The sequence below is a fragment of the Paraclostridium sp. MRS3W1 genome, from assembly GCF_032465715.1.
Classification (GTDB): Bacteria; Bacillota; Clostridia; order Peptostreptococcales; family Peptostreptococcaceae; genus Paraclostridium; species Paraclostridium dentum.
Genome location: NZ_JAWDJM010000040.1, coordinates 36,386 through 52,421 on the forward strand (window position 1 = coordinate 36,386; position 16,036 = coordinate 52,421).

Below are 16,036 nucleotides of genomic sequence, written 5' to 3' on the forward strand. Positions count from 1 at the left end.
TATTTCTCCTTATCTAAGTTAATTTAAACAATCGCTTATATTAGTGCTAAAAACTTATCAAATATATAATCATTGTCTTTTGGCCCTGGACAAGCCTCTGGGTGGTACTGAACACTATATATTGGTAGTTCTTTGTGTCTCATACCTTCAACAGTATTATCATTTAAATTTATATGTGTTACTTCCATGTTTTCTGGCATTCTAGATACATAATATCCATGATTTTGAGATGTTATATATACTTTCTGGTCTTCTAAATCTTTAACTGGATGATTTCCACCTCTATGTCCAAACTTAAGTTTTCCTGTTTGACCTCCAAGTGTTAAAGCTAGTAATTGATGTCCTAAGCATATACCTGCTATAGGTTTTTTACCTATTAATTCTTTTATATTTTTTATAACATCTTCTAAATCTTCTGGATCTCCAGGTCCATTAGATAAGAATATTAAATCGGGATTTTCCTTAAGTATTTCATCAGCACTTGTTGTTGCTGGGAATACAACTAAATCGCATCCTCTTGCTTTAAATGATCTTAATATATTTTGTTTAACCCCAAAGTCCATAACTGCTACTTTAGGTCCATTTCCTTTTATATATTCTTTCTCTTTTCTAGTAACTGTTTTAACAGCTTCTGTATTTGAGAATTTTCCTATTTTAGAAACAACATCTTCTAATGTAAAGTTTTCTAAAGTTATTATTCCTCTCATAGTTCCATTATTTCTTAAAATCTTAGTTAATGCTCTTGTATCTATTCCTTCAAGTCCTATAATTTTATTTTGTTTCAAATAAGTGTCTATATCCATTTCACATCTAAAGTTATTTGGATTATCTGATTTCTCTCTTACTATGAACCCCTTCACATGAACTCCTGATGACTCTACATCCTCTAGATTTATTCCATAGTTTCCTATTAGCGGGTAAGTCATTGTTACTATTTGACCATAGTATGATGGGTCTGTTAAAACTTCTCCATATCCTGTCATTGAAGTGTTAAAAACTACCTCTCCTACACTATCCTTTAAATATCCAAAAGCTTTACCTTCAAATATAGTTCCATCTTCTAATATTAATCTAGCTTTCATAACTTACCTCCCTTTAAGCATTTTCTATTTCATTTATTATTTTTTCAGCAGCTTCACTTGGATTTTCTGCCTTAGTTATAGGTCTTCCAACAACTAAATAGTGAGCTCCTTTATTTATAGCATCTTCTGGTGTAACAACTCTTTTTTGATCTCCAGCATCAGCTGTCTTAGGTCTTATTCCTGGACATACTGTAACAAACTCACTTCCACAAGCCTCTACTATTCTATCAACCTCTTGAGCAGAACAAACTATTCCATCTATACCAGCTTCTTTAGCTAGCTTAGCTCTTTTTATTGCTAACTCTTGAGTTGTCATATTACATCCTATGTCTTGTAAATCTTTATCGCTTAAAGAAGTTAATACTGTAACTCCTACTATTATTGGTTTTTCTATTCCTAACTTTTCAGCTTCTTCTTTTGCAGCTAATGCACACTGTCTCATTCCTTCAATGTCTGAAACATGGATTGTCATTAACCATACGTTATCTCTTACAGCTGCTCTTACTGCACTTTGCATTGTGTTTGGAATATCATGAAACTTTAAATCTAAAAATATTTTTTTCCCTTTTTCTTTTAAATAATCTACAGTTTTCCCTCTTGTTGCTACATATTGTTCTAACCCAACCTTAAATATATCAACACTATCCTCTAGCTTATCTATTAATTCCTTAGCTTTATCAAAGTCGTTAGTATCTATAGCTACAATCAGCTTATCTTTTCCATTTATCATTTTACTCTCTCCTTTTTATATAAAGCCCCTAATATCAGAAAAATCCTTACACCTATAGAGGTGTAAGGATTCAATATTTCATAACAATTTTTTGTTATGACGATATCTTTCCCAGCCTCTCTGGACTAGTTTAAAAGACTTTATTATTTGATTTTTATATTAAAAAAACCTCTAACTAATCCAGTTAGAGGTTATATGTACGCAAATTAAACATATCTTCATATATAACCTTACTAGCCTCTCTGGACTACTTTCAAGGAAGTTTTATTTTCATTTTTTATCAAACTCGCTTAATATCCTCTCGGGATAATTTAAAGCTTTCTCTTTTTTATAATTATTACATTTATTTATAGTCATGTCAACTATTTTTAAACCTTTACATAATAAACTAAACTAAGATACTATCTATAGTTTTTTTCAACAGTAATAAAGATACGTAGCATTTATTACCACCTTCCATAGTGATAATTCTCTGTTTTTTATCTATACTTTTAACTTTTAATTTGTTTATTATATAAGATTTATGACATCTGATAAATCTATTATCTAACTGGGATTCTAGCTCTTTTAAAGTGCCACTAAACTCTATATAACTATTCTCTGTTCTAAGAGCTATAAATCTTTTTTTACATGTTTCAAAATATAAAATATCATCATATTTAACTTTTTCTATTTTATCTACTTTATCAATAAAAAAACAATCTTCTTCTAATTCATTCTTTATCTTTTCATTTGCAACTAATATACATTCCTTGACTCTTTTACTTACTTCTTCAAAATTTTCTTTAACTATATAATCTATAGCCCCTATATGATATTTAAAAGTAAGATGACTCATATCTTTATGTGATGTAATTATAACTATAATCGCTTTTGTATCTATTTCATTTATTTGTTTAGCTAGTTGAATTCCATTCACATCTCCACCAATATTAATATCTAAGAAATAGATTCCTCTATCCTTAAACTCTGATATATGACTTAAAATTTCTTGTGACGAATCAGTAGATAATGTTATTTCTCCACCTATATCTTCAATTTCTAAAATAGATAATATAGACTCTTCTAGCTTACGCCTTTGCTCTTTATCATCCTCACATATAAATATCCTCATCCTAACTCCTCCTTATTTATATATATCTAACTGTTGAATAAACTCATCTTCAATTTTTATATTAAAAAATGCATTCTCATAATTTTTTAATATATCTTTTAGATTGCTTAAACCCATTCCTCTTTCTTCTCCCTTTGATGAAAATCCTTTTTCAAATAATAACGATATATCTTCAACCTTTTTCTTATATGTATTTGAAATAATTATAGATGTAAGATTTGTTTTTTCTAAAATTAAAATATTTAGAGACGGGTCTTGAGACTCCAAGCAAGCCTCTATACTATTATCTAAAAGGATTCCTAATATCCTACATAAATCCAATATATTAAAATTGACTTCTGATATGACATGTGGAATATGTAAGTTTGTTTTTATTTTGTTTTTTTCAGCTTGTATTAACTTAGAAGCTACTACCCCTTTAACTTCTATACACTCTATATTACCTATTGATGACCACGTTAAATTAAATAAATCTAATTCCTTACTTAAGCATTCAATATGTGAATAAAAAAACTTTTTCAATCCGTCTAAATCATTAGATTCTATATGTCCACACATAGATAACATTATATTTTTATAATCATGTCTAAATTTTTTCATTTCGTTAGTTGCATATTCTAACTTTTTATTATATTCATCAATTTCTTTAATTCTTTTTTGATTATTTATTAACATAATTAGAAATATAGTACATAAAAAAGTTATAAAATATAGAAATGGTAGTACACCGTTTCTATCCATTTCTAATCCCAAGGTACAAACCACATTTGTTTGTCTATTTGCTTCAAAGTATATACAAATAGACAATATACTCGTTAATATAATTAATACTTGAAGTTTAAATCTATCTAATATACTAATTTCTTCTATGTTATTTATAAATGTATTATTTAAAAATCTAGAAACCATTACAATTATTATATATGTAATAATATAATAACAAATTAAATAAATGTAGTTTCCTAATTTATATATATTTACCCCTGTTAAAAAGGCAATCATATTATAACAAAATATATTAACCGTTATGTATAGAACTGTGGACATAAGAGGTATTGCTATAGTTAACAATGTTTTTTTCGTTATTTTATAAACTACAATAGCATTTATAATATTTAATCCATATAATGGTGAGATTTTTAAATACCTAGCGGTTACAGACAATCCTATATATAAAACAATAAAATAAGCAGTTAATTTTATTTTATTTCTCTTGAAATCGTAAAGATTTGTGAAACTTAAATAGACCCCTATACTTGTCAAAAGCATATAAAAATGAAACATATCCCCATATACCTTTCTATTAAATTTTACAAAATTAAAGAGTAACCCTATATAAAAATAGAGTTACTCATTAATTATACGACACTTATATAATATTCTTTTCTTAATTTGTCTTTAACGTCTAATTTTACATATTCAAAATCTATATTATGATATTTACATCCAATTTCAAAATGCTTTAAAGCTATCCCCATATTAACTTGATTCATATTTTCATCAGAATCTTTTTTCATATATATATCAAGAGATCCATTATTTTGATAAAATCTCCATGGTTGCGAATTTTTGTATGATGGCGCTATTCTTACACATTCAATTATATTAGTCCACTTTTCATCTACATTTTTAGCAATTTTTTTCATTGGTTTTCTATCTATATTTTCATTTTCTTTTCTAAACAATTCATTTCCATCTGGAAACCCTATAGCTATTAACATTACTGGTTTTTCATTTTCTTCTAAATGTACAAAGTCTAGTATAGACTCTTTATTAAAATTGTCATCTAACCAACTCGTTGCCAATCCCATTTCTGTTAATTTTAAGATTAACTCTTCTCCAGCAAATCCCACACTATCTAAATATTTTATTGGAGCTGGTTTTTCACCTTCCCCATCTTCTGTTTCTTCTACTTCAGGAAATTGAACTGTTAAAACTATATAGTGAGGAGCAACTAGCCTATGTCTCTTTTTTATTATAAATTTCAAGCTGTCCCCTTTTAAAATAGGATGGGCCTTAATCTTTATTTCTTTATTTAAACTATCCATATCTTCACATAAATTTCGAACTTCTTCAAACATATTTATGCTTAATCTTTTTGTAGAGTATTTTTTTATAGATTTTCTATAAAAAATAGCATCATATAACTGCAATCTAATTCCTCCTGTCTACAAATATAATAAATATTATTATATCAAAATATATAGTTTTATACTATCTTTCATTGTTCTCAAAATAGTTACATTATTTACTTTATTTTTTAAAATCAATCCGTTTTTAAAATTTAAATTTATGGGTATTTAAAAATAATATTGTTAAAATAATAAGTTTGAATAGTCTTTTATTTTAGAATAGTACAACTTTTTTAAATCAAAAAAAAACTATAAATGTATTACCAAAATGATGTTATACTAGGCTAAGAAAGACTTATTCTTATTTTAAATACAATTATTTTGAAAGGATGTGCCTTTATGAATTTAGAAAAAAACTTAGAAAAATATGCTGAGCTATCTGTTAAGGTAGGAGTTAATATACAACCTGGACAAACGTTATTAGTTAGATCTCCTATTGAGTGTGCTCCATTTGTAAGAAAAGTTGTAAAACAAGCTTATGACCTAGGAGCAAAGGATGTACATATAGAATGGTCAGATGAAGAGTGTACTCTTATAAAATATTTAAATGCTCCAGATGAAACTTTTAATGAGTTCCCAACTTGGGTTTCTGATCAATACGTAAAAATAGCTAAAGAAGGTGGAGCTTTCTTAACTGTTTATGCTCAAGATCCAGACTTATTAAAAGATGTAGATCCTCAAAAAGTTGCAAACTTCCAAAAGGCATCTGCTGAAGCTTTACAAGAGTGGAGATCTTATACTTTATCTGATAAATCAAAATGGAGTATAGTTTCTGTTCCTACAGCAAACTGGTCTAAAAAAGTATTCCCAGGAGTTTCTGAAGAAGAAGCTATAGATAAAATGTGGGAAGCAATATTCCATTGCACAAGAGTTGACCAAGAAGATCCAATAGAAGCTTGGAATCAACACAATAAAAACTTAAAAGTTAGAATGAGCTTCTTAAATGATAGCAAATTTAAAACTTTATACTTCAAATCTGGTAAAACAGATATAACTATGGAATTACCTGAAGGCCATATATGGGCAAGTGGAGCTTCAAAAGATCCAAACGGAGTAAACTTCAACCCAAATATACCAACAGAAGAAGTATTTACTTTACCTCATAAATTTGGTGTTAATGGTGTAGTTGCAAGTACTAAACCTCTTGTTTACGGTGGAAATGTTATAAACAACTTCACATTAACATTTAAAGATGGAAAAATAGTAGACTTTACTGCTGAAGAAGGATATGACACTTTAGCTAAATTAATAGATACAGATGAAGGTTCTCACTACCTTGGAGAAGTTGCTTTAGTTCCATTTAAATCTCCTATATCAGATACAAATATAGTATTCTATAATACTTTATATGATGAAAATGCTTCTTGTCACTTCGCTATAGGTACAGCTTATAAGAGTTGTGTTGAAAACGGAGTTAACATACCACAAGAAGATTTAGATAAGCATGGTATAAACTTCAGTATAACTCATGTTGACTTCATGATAGGTTCTGCTGATATGAACATAGTTGGTGAAAAAGCTAACGGTGAAAAAGTTCAAATATTCCAAGATGGAAACTGGGCATTCTAGTTAATGCATAAAAAAAGGGCTATCTATTTTAGATAGTCCTTTTATAATTCTAATATATTTTTTCCGTCCAATTAAGCTTTTCTATATGTTCTAAAACAACATCATCGCTCATTTCTGGGTGTATAGTATCTTCATGAGCTATAGTTAAAACAGACATAGCTACTGCATATTTAACTGTATCTTTTAAACTTACGTTTCTCATGTAACCATATCCTAGCCCAGCTACAAATGAATCTCCAGCTCCTGTAACATTTACAACAGGAACATTATTTGCCTTTATAGTTCCTTCTTCAGTTCCGTTATTATAATATATACCATCTTCATCTAAACTTATAAATACATTTTCTATTCCTAAGTCTATAAAGTGTTTACCAGCTTTTCTTAAATCATCTTCTGATTTTATTTCAAATCCGCACATTATTTCTGCTTCATATCTATTAGGTTTTATTGTATGGAAATATTTTATTAAATGTTTTATATGCTTAGCTTTACAAGCAGACACAGGGTCTAAAATAAACTTAGTTTGCCCTTCAAAAGTTTTTAATATATATTCAACAATTTCAGGTTTATCTGAGTCTAAAAACATATATTCAGCATTTTTTATTATCTCTGATTTTGAATCTATAAACTCTGTTGTAAACATGTCAGTTACTTTCATATCAACTACTGCTGATTCAAGTTCTCCTTCATGATTTAAAACAGCCATGTATGTAGGTGTACTTCCACCTTTAATTATTAAAGAATCTTCCATATCGTAGTTCATAACTTTAGAATGTTCCATCATTCTTCTTCCTGTTTCGTCATCACCTAATATTGATATGAACCTTGTATTTATTCCTACTCTAGCCATATTTTCTGCTATGTTTCTACATACTCCACCAAAAGAAGTTTTAACTTTTCCTGGATTTGAGTCGTTACATCTATAATTATCATTTGTAAATCCGATTATATCAAATATTGATACTCCAAAAACTAAAGCGTATGGTTGTTTATTATTTGCCATTTTTATCTTCGACCTCCCATAAGAATCACTTTCATATTTTAACATAAAAATATATGCCTTTTCTAGACAAAAAAGCACATATTTTGACGTTTTGCAATATTTTCTAAAAATTTTTTCAAATAAAATATATTAATATCGTTTTCTTAGTTTATTTATTTTTTCAATTTTATCAGTTCTCTTATATATTTTATTATCTAGTTTTGTTACTAAAAAAATACTTTTTATTTAATGCAAATTATTACAATTGTTATAAAAATTCTAGTTTGATATAATAAATGCTTAAGTACTATTATGCTTTTAGGAGGCATCCATATTATGAAAAAGTTATTAAGTAAAGCAAGACAAGCTATAAATGATTTTGATATGATACAAGATGGAGATAAAATCGCAGTTGGGTTATCTGGAGGTAAAGATAGTTTAACGCTTCTTCATATTTTAAATAATTATAAAAAATTCTCACCTCAAAAATTCGAACTTATAGCTATAACATTAAACCCAGGTGGTGTTGATAATTCACCTTTATATGATTTATGTTCAAATTTAGGTATTGAATTCCATGAGGTTCAAACAAATATAAAAGAAATTATATTTGATATAAGAAAAGAAAAAAATCCATGTTCTTTATGTGCAAATTTAAGACGTGGTGCCTTAAATGATACAGCAAAAAAACTTGGATGTAATAAAGTTGCTTTAGGACATCATAAAGATGATGCTGTTGAAACTTTTGTAATGTCTATGTTCTTTGAAGGAAGAGTTAGTTGCTTTTCTCCAAAAACTTATTTAGATAGACAAGATTTAACTATAATAAGACCTATGGTCTATATTGAAGAATATATGACTAAAAAAGCGACTAAGGATTTCAATTATCCTGTAATTAAAAATCCATGCCCAGCTGATGGTCACACAAATAGACAAAATATTAAAGAACTAATACAAAAACTTAACTTAGATATTCCTAATGTTAAAAGAAATTTATTTAACTCTCTAAATAACTCAGATCAGTTGTTTATATGGAATAAAGATACAATAAAGAATATATAGAAATCAAAAAAGCTACTCAAAATGAGTAGCTTTTATTTTTAATATTTTACATTGCAGGAGCCATTATAGTCTTTACTATAGTTCCTATTGCAAATATCAATGTTAAAATGTATAAAATCGTTGGAAGTATTTTATGTAGTTTTTTAGTTTGTAAATAATATTTAAATATTCCATATAGGAAATATGTAGCCCATAATTTTATAAGTATATTATTTAACTGACTAGCTATTGTTTGTGCTTGTATATCACTTACAACCAATGTTGTTATTAAAGATAAAATACATAAAACCATATAAAAAGCTATAAATCTTAAATACAACAAGCTTTTAAAATATTTCTTATCTTTTATTTCTTCATTTTCAACAAATCCCATAAACATTTTACTTACAAAGTATAATATATTAACACATATTAAAGCATATATTAATGGTCCTACAATATATGACGCCCATTGAAATGCCATAAATCCGGTTTTTTCCATACCTTCAAGGCCTAACTCACCTACTAAGTCAGACATCTGTGAATTTATAGCTACCCCACTTAAAATACTTACAGCTACAAGAGCTATAAACCAGTATCTTAGTTTTATAGGTTGTTTACTTTCATATTCTTCCTTTGTAAAATCTTTGAAATATTCTTTTGGTTGTATTATTAATGTTTTTAAATCCCTCATATATATTCTCCTTTTTATTTTTTAATTATATATAGCCTTTATAGGATCCAGTCTAGATGCTTTGTATGCAGGTATTATCCCAAATATAATCCCAACTATTACAGATGTAGCTGATGCACCTATAAATGTTTTTATAGTAACCACAGGCTTAAATGGCATGAACATACCTGCAATTTGTGATAAAACAAATCCTATTAAAATTCCTAATAGTCCCCCTATTAAAGTTACAAACATAGCTTCAAATAAAAATTGCAACATTATAGAATTCGGAGTAGCTCCTATTGCTCTTCTTATTCCTATCTCTCTTTTTCTTTCCGTAACTGAAACATACATTATATTCATTACCCCTATACCTCCGACAAATAGTGATATAGCTGTTATAAGAGTAATAAACATAGTTATACTTGAAATTATTTTAGTAAATGCTTCCGTTATACTTCCTGGATTGAAAACATCATATGTTCCATGTATTTCTGGATGATTTTCTTGTAACATTTCCTTAACTTGCTCTGAAACAGCATCAAAATCATATCCAGGTGATATGAAAACATCTAAAGAAGTTATTTCATTTCCCTTATTCTTGTTTTGTAATTCATTTATTCTATCAATAGACGCTTTTTGTATTAAATCTTCATTAGCTGAAAATAAGCTCTCCCCTTTTTCTTGAACGCCAATAACTTCAAACATTGTTCCATTTAAGTTTATAGCCTTCCCTACAGCTAACTTAGGATCATCAAATAGCTTTTTTGCATTTTGATATGTTAATACTATTACATCATTTTTTATATCACTTTTTTCGAAGTATCTTCCATATTCAACTTTATCTGATTTTTGAGTCGGAATTAAGCTCATACTATCACTGTCGTCATCATATGGAGTAGCTCCTATAGATGTATGTCTATCTAAAAAATTAACCTCTCCATATAATCCATTTCCAAAACCAAAGCTTTCCTGTTCCTTTGGTTTTTCAACCTTTTCAACCCCATCTATATGTTTTAAATCATAAATATCATTTTCTATAAACGGTTCAACAGACGATAAATCTGCTTCAGGGCTTTCAGAGTAAAAACTTACAGTAACTTTATTTGCATTTACTTTTCCTGTTGTTTTAGAAACTTGCTCTTTAAGTCCATCCCCAATAGATAATACAACTACAACAGAACTTATACCTATAATAATTCCTATCATAGTTAAGAAAACTCTTAATTTGTTAGCTTTTAAGCTTAGCAAAGAACTTTTGATTAAATTTTCTATACTCATATCTATCCCTCCTCAATAAAAACACCGTCTTTAAGGTATACCACTTTTGTTGCATATTTTTTTAGGTCTGGATCATGAGTAACCATAACAATAGTTTTTCCTTGTTTATTTAGTGAGCTTAATATGTTCATGATTTCATTACTTGTATTAGTATCCAATGCACCTGTAGGCTCATCAGCAAATATTAATTGAGGATCATTAATAAGCGCTCGTGCAATAGAAATACGTTGTTGCTGACCTCCAGATAACTCATTTGGAAATTGCTTTATTTTATCTAATAATCCAACCATTTGTAAATTATTTTCAACTCTTTTTAATCTTTCTTTTTTTCCCAATTTATTATCATAAAGAAGAGGAAGTTCTATGTTCTGACAGATATTCAAATTATTTATCAAGTGAAATTGTTGAAATATAAACCCTATATTTTTGTTACGAAAATGAGATCTTTCAACTTCCGTTAAATTTGTAACATCTTTTCCATCGAAAATATATTCTCCTTCATCAAACTTATCTAAAAAACCTAAAATATTTAACAAGGTTGTCTTTCCACTCCCTGACTTACCCATTATCATTACAAAATCTCCATGCTTAATTTCCAGGCTTAGCGACTTTAAAACATGCAATCTATTTTTTCCTAGTCCATAGTATTTTTGTATATTGTTAAGTTCGATAAAGCTATTCAATTTCCTGACCTTCTTTCATCTCACTATTTATAACTTCTACAATTTCATCTTTTTCTTTTAAGCCTGATGATACTATTGTTGATTTCCCTTTTTCGCCTTTTGTTTTTATATCTTGCTTAACAAGTTTATTATCTTTTATTAAATAAACATATTTTTTACTTCCTTCTGTCTTAACAGCTGAAGTAGGTATCTCTATCAATTTTTCAGTATCTTTTAATTTAACTTGAACATGATATCCATTTACTACATTTTCTTTAGAGTCTAAACTTATTGTCACTGGATAATTAGCAACTTGAGATGTTGATACTGCTCCCTCTGTTGGGACAACTTGTTCTTCTGGATCGTAGGAAATATCAAGTATTTCACCTTTTACATTTTTGTCATTTGCTAATACTAGTATATCTACATCTTGATTTAACTTTGTCTTTTCTAAATCTCTCTCTGATACTTGTGCTTTTACATATAAATCATTACTTCTTAACTTTAATAAAACTTGGTTTTCACCCTCTGCTGCTTTACTTGGAACACTAACTTTTCCTGCAAATGGGGCATATTCATGTGTATATTCTTTTTTCTTAAGTTTCTCTATTTGTTTTTTATTACTTTTTATTTGATCTTCTATTGATGCTCCTACATTTGGATTCATAGCATCTGTATTGTTTTGAATTTCATTATTTTTAGGTTCACTACTTTTATTTTTTTCTTTTTTTAAGTCTGATATTTGATCTTCTAAATCTGATATTTGATTTGCTATTTCTTCATTTTTATATGTTATAAGCAAACTTCCTTTACTTACAATTTCACCATTTTTCTTGTTTATTTCATAATCTGAACCCTTACTTATGTCTTTATAGAAAATTTTAGATTTTGACGGTTCTACAACTCCACTGAAAAAAGTTTTTTTATTTTCAGGAATTATATACCTTTTAATGGCTTGCTCTTCCTTAGCTTTTTTATCTTTGCTTTTGTAAGCTAAGAAACCTATGGCTCCTCCCCAAATAACTACTAATGCTAACCCTATAGCTATGTGCTTTTTTTTCATTTTTCCCTCCTACTATTAACTTTACAATTTAAATCCCCATTTTTTAAATCTACATAAATCTTTAAATTTCATACTACCATATACATTTTTATAAAAGTAGAAAGTGGACTAAAACGTGGTTTTAATGGAGTAAAATGTATATTTTTGTTATTTCACTCCACTAAACCTTAATGTTAGTCCACTTTCTACTTTTATATATACTTTTATGTTAGCATTCATGTAAAGTAATTCTAATTTCTAAGGTATATTATTTAACGTTCTTAAATAGCAGTGCCGCTTATATGCTAATTTATTCAAATTAGCACTACCCTTAAATTGAAATTACTTTTTTTGTGTAGATTTTTAATCTTACTTTTAGCAAACATACTATCGTTAAAAAGTGAGATAATAAATGAGTATCTTAAGAAAAAATTTATCTTAATTGAATTCAGCGATTATCTCATACGAAGTTCTAAAATTAGAACACATAATGTTCTAATTTTAAAAATTTAATAAAAAATAGTTAGTCATATTAATATAACTAACTATTTTTTATTATCTCATCTGCAATTAATTTACTTCCTTTTACTATTACGGACGCTCCGTTACCTGGATGAGTTGAAGACCCTATAAAATATAAGTTTTTAACACTTTTTGATTTTATATGTGGTCTTAAATACCCTATCTGACTAATGTTATGAGCTATACCAAATGCACACCCTTTATAGGCATTAAAATTAGTTTCCATATCCTTAGGAGTTAAGTATTTTTCGTAAATAATATTTTCTTCTATATCCTCCATCCCCTTAATTTTAGTTATCGATTGCATAACCTTATCTCTAAAATTTTTTACTAATCTTTCATTCCATTCAATATTCTCATACTCTAAATTAGGAACTCTAATCATTATGTTTAAAATCTCCTTAGAATCTCCACATACACTATGATCTATTCTGCTAGGACAATACATATAAAAAGAAGGAATTTCAGGTAAGTTACCTTTAAAAGCTGCTTGTATATTTTCTTTAAAATCCTCTCCAATATATATATTATTAACTTTTAAATTTTTATATTTTTTATTTAATCCTAAATATATGATTAACGTGGAACATGAAAGTTTAAGTTTTTCAATTTTTTTATCTTTATAACTATCTTTATTAACATCTTCCTTTATTAATTTATTTATTGCATATGGAAAATCTGCATTACATACTACTATATCTGATAAATACTTTCTATCACTAGTACTTACACCTTTTACTACTCCTTTATCTATTAAAATTTCATTTACGTCTTTATTTATGTATATTTTCCCACCCATTTCATAAAATAATTTCTCTAAAGATTTTATATACGAATACATTCCTCCCTTAATATACCAAAGCCCATATAGTTGTGATATAGCTGGAATTAAAGTATATAAATTAGAATTTTCATATGGATCTATTCCTATATACATACATTGAAACAGTAAAAAATCTCTTATTTTATTATCTTTTATATATCTACACGTATACTTATATGAACTTGGAATTGGATTTAATTTGATTGCAGTTTTTACAGATTCAAAGTTTAAAATTTCTTTTAAATTTTCCATAGGTTTATTTAAAAATTTTTCATTTGATAAAATATATTTGTTGTATGAATTTGATATGTACTTTAAATAATCTACTCCTAAGTTACAATCTATAGATTCTAAGAATTTTATAGTTTTAGAAATATCACTATAAAATTCATAATTAGTATTATCTTGATAAAAAACTTTATACATAGTATCTAATTTCACTAAATCTATATACTTTGAATAATCTTTATTTACATAATTAAATATCTCAATATAATTTTGAGGTGTCATCAGTATGCTAGCTGTTAAATCAAATTTATCACCCTTATTTTTAATTTGATTTATTTTTCCACCCACCGTACTTTCTTTTTCTAAAATAGTAACTCTATAACCATTTTTTAATAATCTTATTCCTGTTGTTAGTCCACCTATTCCTGCTCCAATTACTGTAACTTCCTTCATATTTTTCCCTCCTTACTTTACTTAATATTATTTCCATTAATTTGAACTTTATAATTATGTATTTATATATAAATTTATATTTCCCAGGAAACTTTAAATTTATTTTTTTCTAATGAGCATAATATCAATTAGGAGGTGATTTTTATTAAAACAAAAACGATTCTTTTTAGCTTTTTAGCTTTTTTTACGATTTTTTTCATTAATTCCTATGCCGATACTCCTGATAATAAAGAGTTCACATTAGAGCCACTACCTTATTCTTATGATGCTCTTGAACCTTATATCGATAAGGAAACTATGATTTTACACCATGATAAACATCATCAGTCATATGTAGATAATTTAAACAAAATACTTTCCACTCATCCAGAAGTTAAATATAAAAGCTTAGAACATCTTTTATCTAATCCAACTACACTTCCCCGCGATGTAAGACAAAGTATTATTAATAATGCTGGTGGAGTTTACAATCACAACTTTTTTTGGACTATAATGAGTCCTAACAAAGGTGGTCAGGCTAAGGATGAACTATTAAAAGCTATAGAAAAAGATTTTGGTTCCTTCGAATCTTTCAAAGAAAAATTTGATAAATCAGCATTAAATACATTTGGGTCTGGGTGGACTTGGTTGGTTTCTAATGATGAAGGTGAGTTAGCTATAATGTCTACTTCAAATCAAGATTCTCCAATTACATCAGGAATAAAACCTATACTAGCTATAGATCTTTGGGAGCATTCATATTATCTTAAATATAAAAATGAGCGTAATAAGTATATAGAAAATTGGTGGAATGTAGTTAATTGGGAACAAGCAAATAAAAACTATTTATCTAAATAAAAAAGAAGTAGCATTAATTATGCTACTTCTTCTAATTTTTCTTCATTCTCTTGTTCTTTAATATTTTTCTTTTTCTCTATTTTTTCTATTACTCTATCTATCAATACTCCATTTAAAACTATAACTAACATAGAATATATTCCTTTTTGAAGTCCAAAAGTGAATCCTCCCATTATAGCAACAAATAAATCTACTATTAAAAGTGATATTCCTATATTAAATGTAGTGTATTTATTTAATATCTTAGCTAAAATGTCTGTACCTCCAGTAGATGCGTTCGTTGCAAAAACCATGGCTAGACCTATAGCTGTTACTAATGTCCCTACTATTACAGCCGCTAGTAAATTTGTAGTTAAAGCTGTTGAGTTTAAAATTTTATCCATAAAATCTATTACTACAGACAACATAAAACTTGCATATATTGTTTTTAATCCAAAATCTCCACCTATTAAAATAAATGATATTGCAAACAGTATTAAGTTACCTATAAATATTATAATCCCCATAGATACACTAGGTACGTAATGATTTATTATAAGAGCTAAACCACTAAGCCCTCCTCCAGCTATATCATTAGGTGCAAAAAAGTACTGTATCCCAATAGCAACTAAGATTACTCCTATCGTTACAACAATATATTCTTGTAATCCTTTAATAAAATCTGATTTTTTCATGTTTAAGACCTTCCTTCGTTGTCAATGTTTTTAAACGCAATTATTAGAATATCAAATTTTTAATGTTTTTGGTAGTAAAAGTCTTAGCATTTTTGTATATTTTTTTATATTTTATAAAAAAACTCCCATTTATAATGCATGCTGTTTATTTTTGTTATTTTTTTAGAAAATTTGATTTTCGATTATCATTT

15 protein-coding genes are annotated in these 16,036 nt (G+C 27.5%); 3 read left to right on the plus strand and 12 right to left on the minus strand.

Features of this window, described 5'->3' with window-relative positions; all coding sequences use genetic code 11:
- Positions 1-35: 35 nt before the first annotated feature.
- The 5 genes from carA to RWY47_RS03335 form a co-directional block, all read right to left on the minus strand.
- The gene (gene carA, locus RWY47_RS03315; RefSeq protein WP_021428028.1) at positions 36-1,082 is read right to left on the minus strand and encodes a glutamine-hydrolyzing carbamoyl-phosphate synthase small subunit; all 1,047 of its coding nucleotides are present in this window, start codon (positions 1,080-1,082) and stop codon (positions 36-38) included.
- A 13-nt stretch (positions 1,083-1,095) separates the two neighbouring features.
- The gene (gene pyrF / locus RWY47_RS03320; RefSeq protein WP_021428110.1) at positions 1,096-1,812 is read right to left on the minus strand and encodes an orotidine-5'-phosphate decarboxylase; all 717 of its coding nucleotides are present in this window, start codon (positions 1,810-1,812) and stop codon (positions 1,096-1,098) included.
- Between the two features lie 388 nt (positions 1,813-2,200).
- Positions 2,201-2,926, minus strand: a complete 726-nt coding sequence (locus tag RWY47_RS03325; RefSeq protein ID WP_021428081.1) for a LytR/AlgR family response regulator transcription factor — start codon at positions 2,924-2,926, stop codon at positions 2,201-2,203.
- Between the two features lie 12 nt (positions 2,927-2,938).
- Positions 2,939-4,210: a sensor histidine kinase gene (locus tag RWY47_RS03330; RefSeq protein WP_150841705.1), complete on the minus strand. Its 1,272-nt coding sequence runs from the start codon at positions 4,208-4,210 to the stop codon at positions 2,939-2,941.
- Between the two features lie 74 nt (positions 4,211-4,284).
- Entirely contained in the window at positions 4,285-5,079 is a 795-nt protein-coding gene (locus RWY47_RS03335) for a nitroreductase family protein (protein ID WP_167402728.1), read from the minus strand.
- Between the two features lie 318 nt (positions 5,080-5,397).
- Here RWY47_RS03335 and RWY47_RS03340 point away from each other — a divergent pair, with 318 nt between their 5' ends.
- Entirely contained in the window at positions 5,398-6,627 is a 1,230-nt protein-coding gene (locus RWY47_RS03340) for an aminopeptidase (protein WP_021428103.1), read from the plus strand.
- Positions 6,628-6,676: 49 nt separating this feature from the next.
- On the opposite strand, the gene RWY47_RS03345 is transcribed toward RWY47_RS03340, so the two are convergent.
- Positions 6,677-7,630: a carbohydrate kinase family protein gene (locus RWY47_RS03345; protein WP_025161801.1), complete on the minus strand. Its 954-nt coding sequence runs from the start codon at positions 7,628-7,630 to the stop codon at positions 6,677-6,679.
- Positions 7,631-7,945: 315 nt separating this feature from the next.
- On the opposite strand from RWY47_RS03345, the gene RWY47_RS03350 reads away from it, so the two are divergent.
- Entirely contained in the window at positions 7,946-8,671 is a 726-nt protein-coding gene (locus tag RWY47_RS03350) for a tRNA 2-thiocytidine biosynthesis TtcA family protein (protein ID WP_150886720.1), read from the plus strand.
- 46 nt (positions 8,672-8,717) lie between these two features.
- Here the strand turns inward: RWY47_RS03350 and RWY47_RS03355 are convergent, their stop codons facing one another.
- The 5 genes from RWY47_RS03355 to RWY47_RS03375 form a co-directional block, all read right to left on the minus strand.
- Complete coding sequence (locus RWY47_RS03355; protein ID WP_025161803.1) at positions 8,718-9,344, minus strand: YIP1 family protein; 627 nt, start codon at positions 9,342-9,344, stop codon at positions 8,718-8,720.
- Positions 9,345-9,365: 21 nt separating this feature from the next.
- On the minus strand, positions 9,366-10,604 hold the full coding sequence (locus RWY47_RS03360; RefSeq protein WP_021428039.1) for an ABC transporter permease: 1,239 nt from the start codon (positions 10,602-10,604) through the stop codon (positions 9,366-9,368).
- A gap of 2 nt (positions 10,605-10,606) precedes the next feature.
- A complete protein-coding gene (locus tag RWY47_RS03365; RefSeq protein ID WP_224171046.1) occupies positions 10,607-11,287 on the minus strand; it encodes an ABC transporter ATP-binding protein in 681 nt (226 codons plus the stop codon).
- Positions 11,280-12,329, minus strand: a complete 1,050-nt coding sequence (locus RWY47_RS03370) for an efflux RND transporter periplasmic adaptor subunit (protein ID WP_224171045.1) — start codon at positions 12,327-12,329, stop codon at positions 11,280-11,282. Before RWY47_RS03370 ends, RWY47_RS03365 begins: the two co-directional genes overlap by 8 nt.
- A 520-nt stretch (positions 12,330-12,849) precedes the next feature.
- Positions 12,850-14,334 carry a phytoene desaturase family protein gene (locus tag RWY47_RS03375; RefSeq protein ID WP_224171044.1) on the minus strand — a complete coding sequence of 495 codons (1,485 nt, stop codon included), beginning with the start codon at positions 14,332-14,334 and terminating at the stop codon, positions 12,850-12,852.
- A 198-nt stretch (positions 14,335-14,532) separates the two neighbouring features.
- Between RWY47_RS03375 and RWY47_RS03380 the strand changes: the two genes are divergently transcribed.
- Complete coding sequence (locus RWY47_RS03380; protein WP_051391443.1) at positions 14,533-15,171, plus strand: superoxide dismutase; 639 nt, start codon at positions 14,533-14,535, stop codon at positions 15,169-15,171.
- Positions 15,172-15,188: 17 nt separating this feature from the next.
- Here RWY47_RS03380 and RWY47_RS03385 read toward each other — a convergent pair whose 3' ends face one another.
- On the minus strand, positions 15,189-15,845 hold the full coding sequence (locus tag RWY47_RS03385) for a YitT family protein (protein ID WP_224171043.1): 657 nt from the start codon (positions 15,843-15,845) through the stop codon (positions 15,189-15,191).
- Positions 15,846-16,036 lie beyond the last annotated feature (191 nt).

Coding starts and splice junctions, on each gene's coding strand:
- carA (WP_021428028.1), bottom strand. CDS start 1,082: ATGAAAGCTAGATTAATATTAGAAGATGGAACTATATTTGAAGGTAAA.
- pyrF (WP_021428110.1), bottom strand. CDS start 1,812: ATGATAAATGGAAAAGATAAGCTGATTGTAGCTATAGATACTAACGAC.
- RWY47_RS03325 (WP_021428081.1), bottom strand. CDS start 2,926: ATGAGGATATTTATATGTGAGGATGATAAAGAGCAAAGGCGTAAGCTA.
- RWY47_RS03330 (WP_150841705.1), bottom strand. CDS start 4,210: ATGTTTCATTTTTATATGCTTTTGACAAGTATAGGGGTCTATTTAAGT.
- RWY47_RS03340 (WP_021428103.1), top strand. CDS start 5,398: ATGAATTTAGAAAAAAACTTAGAAAAATATGCTGAGCTATCTGTTAAG.
- RWY47_RS03345 (WP_025161801.1), bottom strand. CDS start 7,630: ATGGCAAATAATAAACAACCATACGCTTTAGTTTTTGGAGTATCAATA.
- RWY47_RS03350 (WP_150886720.1), top strand. CDS start 7,946: ATGAAAAAGTTATTAAGTAAAGCAAGACAAGCTATAAATGATTTTGAT.
- RWY47_RS03355 (WP_025161803.1), bottom strand. CDS start 9,344: ATGAGGGATTTAAAAACATTAATAATACAACCAAAAGAATATTTCAAA.
- RWY47_RS03360 (WP_021428039.1), bottom strand. CDS start 10,604: ATGAGTATAGAAAATTTAATCAAAAGTTCTTTGCTAAGCTTAAAAGCT.
- RWY47_RS03370 (WP_224171045.1), bottom strand. CDS start 12,329: ATGAAAAAAAAGCACATAGCTATAGGGTTAGCATTAGTAGTTATTTGG.
- RWY47_RS03375 (WP_224171044.1), bottom strand. CDS start 14,334: ATGAAGGAAGTTACAGTAATTGGAGCAGGAATAGGTGGACTAACAACA.
- RWY47_RS03385 (WP_224171043.1), bottom strand. CDS start 15,845: ATGAAAAAATCAGATTTTATTAAAGGATTACAAGAATATATTGTTGTA.